The 4,955-nt window shown below is 46.7% G+C and carries 3 protein-coding genes and 1 pseudogene; 1 reads left to right on the top strand and 3 read right to left on the bottom strand.

Annotated elements, in window-relative coordinates; genetic code table 11:
• Positions 1 to 235: pseudogene (locus F6K38_RS34905) on the top strand (hypothetical protein); the annotation flags it as partial.
• Positions 236 to 270: 35 nt separating this feature from the next.
• Here the strand turns inward: F6K38_RS34905 and F6K38_RS34900 are convergent.
• The 3 genes from F6K38_RS34900 to F6K38_RS34890 all read right to left on the bottom strand — a co-directional run.
• A complete protein-coding gene (locus F6K38_RS34900) occupies positions 271 to 1,938 on the bottom strand; it encodes a DUF8225 domain-containing protein (RefSeq protein ID WP_008185253.1) in 1,668 nt (555 codons plus the stop codon).
• A gap of 525 nt (positions 1,939 to 2,463) precedes the next feature.
• Complete coding sequence (locus F6K38_RS34895; protein WP_287359688.1) at positions 2,464 to 4,272, bottom strand: hypothetical protein; 1,809 nt, start codon at positions 4,270 to 4,272, stop codon at positions 2,464 to 2,466.
• Positions 4,273 to 4,690: 418 nt separating this feature from the next.
• A partial coding sequence (locus tag F6K38_RS34890; RefSeq protein WP_287359687.1) for a hypothetical protein occupies positions 4,691 to 4,955 on the bottom strand: 265 nt, incomplete at its 5' end.

The following is a 4,955-nucleotide window of genomic DNA, read 5'->3' as shown; positions in this document are numbered from 1 at the left end:
ATTGGTGAGGCTAGGTAGAGAGGGTGGGAAGTGTGGGGAGATGGGGAGATGGGGAGATGGGGAGATGGGGGAGGTGCGTAGGGTGCGTGATAAGACGGGCTTGCCATGGTTTTCCGGCTTTTGGCATCGGTTGGGATCCCCGTCCCGTAACGCACCACTATTCCTGTTCCCTATTCCCTATTCCCTGTTCCCTATTCCCTGCTCCCTGTTCCCCGTTCCCTGTTCCCTAGCTTGACAGGTAAATTTTAAACTTGGTGCAAGATCTAAGTATTACCTACCATTGCTCCTGTTGGATAACTCAATGGGAGCCAAGAGAAGTTTATCTGGCACTGCTATCGCTGTGGGAGTAGTTTCTGCCAACTCAGATACAGCAGCATCCTGTTTTCTGTTAAGTGTACCTGGTGCAACGACTTCTAATAAACCAAAAACAGCAGGACCACCGTAATAGTTTGCGGGGTTATCCGGATCGGGATTTTTCATAAGAATAGAACGATTCCCCAAGGGAGCATCAGGAGCAGCAGTGATGGTGAGGATGAACACTTGCTGATTACTACCTAGATCCTGAAAATCTGTTTGTTCAAAGGTAATACCTGGTGAACCAGTAAATTCAATAGTGGATTGTGAATCGCTGTCAAATGCGTATAGTACAACATTCTCCACGGTAGTCCCTGGCTCAATACGCATATTTAAGCTAGAACGAAACGCTACACTAAGCATTTCCAATTCTCTCAAGACATACGGACGAGGTAATAACTTTGGTTCCCCTGCACAAAGAAGCCCATCTTGGTTGACCTGAGGCAAGGGCAGACCGGCAAGAGCAATTTGGAAAGTTTGAGCAATTTGTGCCCCGTATTCAATATTGAATCCATTGATGGTAATATCGCTAACCGTAAAGCCTAACTCCTCAGGCACTTCATAAACTGCATGGAGAATATAGTCCATTTCCTGGCCAGAGTCCCGTTTACGTCCGCGAATCACCTTCCAGTAGTCTGAGGGTTTAGCATCTTCAGGGGCATCAAAGGGTAATTCGTAGGTGTTAAAACTAGGTTCTTGGATGTACAGACCGACGGGATTTGCCAGGGATATCTGCATGCCAGAACCTGGTTCTCCTGTTCCCCGCACTACTCCGTTAACCAACGCTCCAATGGTGGGATCACTGTTACGGTTTGGGGTACCATACCGACTGCAATTGATCAGCTGGTTTTTGTCTGTAATTGGATTACCTGCTACATCTCTACGGAGGACTGTGGCTTGTCCAGCTAGAAATACTTCCGCACTTAGGGAATTAGGATTGCTAATCAGGTGAACCGCTCCAGCAGTCGTGGTGCTATTCCAGACATTGCGATCGTTATAAGCTGGTCGCCCCGTGGCGGGATCGATAACTAAATTACCTTGTTGGTTACGCAGATACAGATCCTCAATTTTGACCTGGGGACTGACTAATTTCTGGTAAAGGCCCAAGACAACATTGGGATCGACTTCCCACAAGGTATACCAGTATTCTCGGTTCTCACATGTGAACATTATTTTGGTAATCTTACCCTCTGCATTGCGGGTGACGCTCCACTCACAATATTCATCCTGCCAGCCACGGGGACCACTCGGACCATAGTTATCCTCCGGGGGTGGTCCTTCGTCAGCATATTGCCACTGGGTACGTTCCCCAACATTGGGATATGCCATTAAAATCCGGTTCGGGAACGCCGTCCATTTAATAGGTACACCCTTCGTTCCTTCTGGAATATCAGTTTTGAGAGGATTGAAATATTGGCTTAGGGGTGGTTGGTTAACTGAACTCCACGGATCGTTTTTCAAGGTTTGTTCTGTATAGCGATTGATGTTATTACTCCAGCGAGTGCGTAATGCTTGTTCCTTTTCTTCTTCTCCACAAAAATCATTTTGATTGGCTGGTGGATCAAATTGAGGTAGTTTAGCCATTGATTGACTCCTTAGTTTTTTACTGTTATCGATATCACAAGTAAGTTGTTGTTGTTTCAGTTAATTTCTAAACATTCAGCGATCAGCCGTCAGCTAAAAGCTCACGCTACTTGAGGTGCTTAAAATAAACCTAGAACGAGAGAATTTAATAGGTAAGCATTCAGCAGTCAGCGGTCAGCGGTCAGCTATTTTCTTCAAAAGCTGTTCGCGTAGGGTGCGCATAGCGCATAGGCTGATAGCTGATAGCTGATAGCTGATAGCTGATAGCTGATAGCTGATAGCTAATAGCTGTTCGCGTAGCGTGCGCGTAGCGCTTAAGCTGATAGCTGATAGCTGATAGCTAATAGCTGTTCGCGTAGCGTGCGCGTAGCGCTTAAGCTGATAGCTGATAGCTGATAGCTGATAGCTGTTCGCGTAGCGTGCGCGTAGCGCTTAAGCTGATAGCTGATAGCTGATAGCTGATAGCTGTTCGCGTAGCGTGCGCGTAGCGCTTAAGCTGATAGCTGATAGCTGATAGCTGAATGCTTACCTTAAATCACTCTGGGGAAGTAACAAGCTAAATTCATTCAGGTTACTAATTGTTGGCCAGGATTGAAACTGCTCCCGGCGCTTGACACTTGATTCCATCAGTTGAGCTAACTGCTCCCTAGGAGAAAGTGTGTTTAATTCATCCAAATAAGCCTGAATTTGCTCTTCGACAAAGGATTTCCACTGATTATCAGGTAGTTCCCATGTTTGCAAAAACTGTTGTTCCGCAGTGCATTGGTCAAAGTTAGTAGGATCGCAGGGAGACTGGTTAGCAGCAGCAACTCTAACTTTCTCGGCAAAATCATTGGGTACACTACTAATCCCATTGATGATTGTGCCTGTTGTGACTTGCTCAGCGTACTGCTGCAAGCTAGACCGCTTTTCGGAAAAGACAGGGTTTTTGAAGTCCACCATCAAGACAGCAGCAATGAATTTATCTGTCAAAATCTTGGCACTTCGCATCCGTGTGAGCATGTAGAGGTCTTCTGCAGCAGGAACTGGCACAAAGAAAGAAAAGTAGGTAGAGCCATCCTGTTCGTACAGTGGAGAATCATCCGGTTTGGTGAAGTCAGATTGAACCAGTTGGAAATGATTGGTATTTAGGTAATTGTCATACTCTTGTCGCTCGAAGGTAATCAGCGGGATATTGTAGTTAAGACCTAAGCTGGTCTTGAGGGCTGAATCCCAAACAAAAAAGTCATTGGGAATACCATCAACAGCACGGTTGGCTGGGCTAGTATTGGCTCCATTGCTTTCAATCTTCGTTGAGGCCAAATTGATGGTAGTGTTGGTGGTCAGATGACGTAGCATCTGGTTGACGTCCGTTAAGTTAATAACTCCTTCTTGTCTTTTGTAGCGATCGCGCAACCAATTCTTATGGTAGTTAATGAAACCACTGCGAATTACCTGCTCAAGCACCTCGGCTCCTTGCAAGTTCTGAAAGAATATTTCTTGGGTCACCCTTAACGGCACTACTAGGGGTGAGATTGGCCCCCGCTGAGAATGCCAATTGTTCCAGGGTGGAGCAAGTTCTTTCATAATCACCACACCATTATGGTGACAATCAAAACAGCCCACTCCCATAGTTGGTTTTGCCCGCGCCATCCCAGAATCCCCAGCCCAAGTCCAAACTTTGGTAGATGTACCTGGTTGTTCACCTACCTGTTCCCGCAATTCATAGAAGTTGTATTTTTTGGCTTGTGCATCCCAGGCAATTACTTGCAAAAAGCTAGAGTTGCCACCGGCAGCTGTACTCACAAGAATATCGGCATTACTGGTGCGACTCGTTCCCCAAGTAAGAACATAACGAAGGTTACGGGGTTCTTCACGGGATGCAATAGTCGTCGGGATTTGACTGCCTTCTCCAAGCAAGTAGTTCGCTGATTCCAAGTTGAGTTGGGAGTCAGCAATAGCAGCAGCTAGAGCATCTACATTCTCTGGAAATGTTCCTTTGCTCAGAATCCCAGTAGCAAATGGATCCTTGAGCATCTGCTCAATTTCATCATCTGTCATTAGTTGAAGGCAGCTATCTATACCCTCAACAAAACGATAAATTTGGTCAGGAATTACGGCAGTGCAGTTAGGGACAGACACAGGCGAAAAGATTTCTCTGTCAGGACTACTCCCAAACTTGGGATGAGTAGCCTTCCGATAACTCCGCAACTGGAAATTACCTGTAGCAAATTGCACGTAGGAAGCCGCAATAGCCTGATTTTGCAACATATCAGCCAGCACCCATGAACTACCTAACAGAAATACCAGTAAAACGGCAAAAATACCAAATTTTGCTAAGTCTACTTTAGGCATTATCCTCTTCAATATCTTTTTAAACTCCTGCGGTAAGTGTCTGGTAAAGTTTTCCCAGAAGAGCATGGATTAAATCTTCGTTGTTAGTTGTCATAGTGAATCTCTATGAATTTAGAAAAGGACTTCAGAAAGATTGAACTGTTAACTACCATTTTTCCAAAGCTCTCTGGAATTTGAAGGTACCCGCGAGGGTACTCTTGCTCTCCCCCTTCCGCAGTCGAGAGTAGTTCCGTAGGGTGCGTGATATAGCAGAAGTCCTTTGTCAGAAGTCCTTTGTCAGAAGTCAAACTCTTGCGCTTCTTGATGCAGTCGCTCATGGGGGAAACCCCCAAGACCGCTTAGGTGCGCTTTCCGTTGGCGAATTAAATTCGCCACGGGTCGCACCTCTGCATCGCTTACAAAGGGTGTGAGACTTTTGTCATGTCCTAACTGCCCTGGCGATTGCTATCAGACGGGCTTGCCCGGAAATTGAAACGGGCAAGATGCCCATTCCACAGCCAGATGCCCATTCCACAGCCTGATGCCCATGCCACAGCCTGATGCCCATGCCACAGCCTGATGCCCATGCCACAGCCTGATGCCCATGCCACAGCCTGATGCCCATGCCACAGCCTGATGCCCATGCCACAGCCTGATGCCGATTCCACAGCCAGATGCCCATTCCACCCACCGGCTCAAACAGT

The organism is Moorena sp. SIO3B2 (assembly GCF_010692525.1).
GTDB classification, from domain to species: Bacteria; Cyanobacteriota; Cyanobacteriia; order Cyanobacteriales; family Coleofasciculaceae; genus Moorena; species Moorena producens.
The sequence above is the reverse complement of the archived record's forward strand: the minus strand, read 5'-3'. Positions and strand labels throughout refer to the sequence as shown.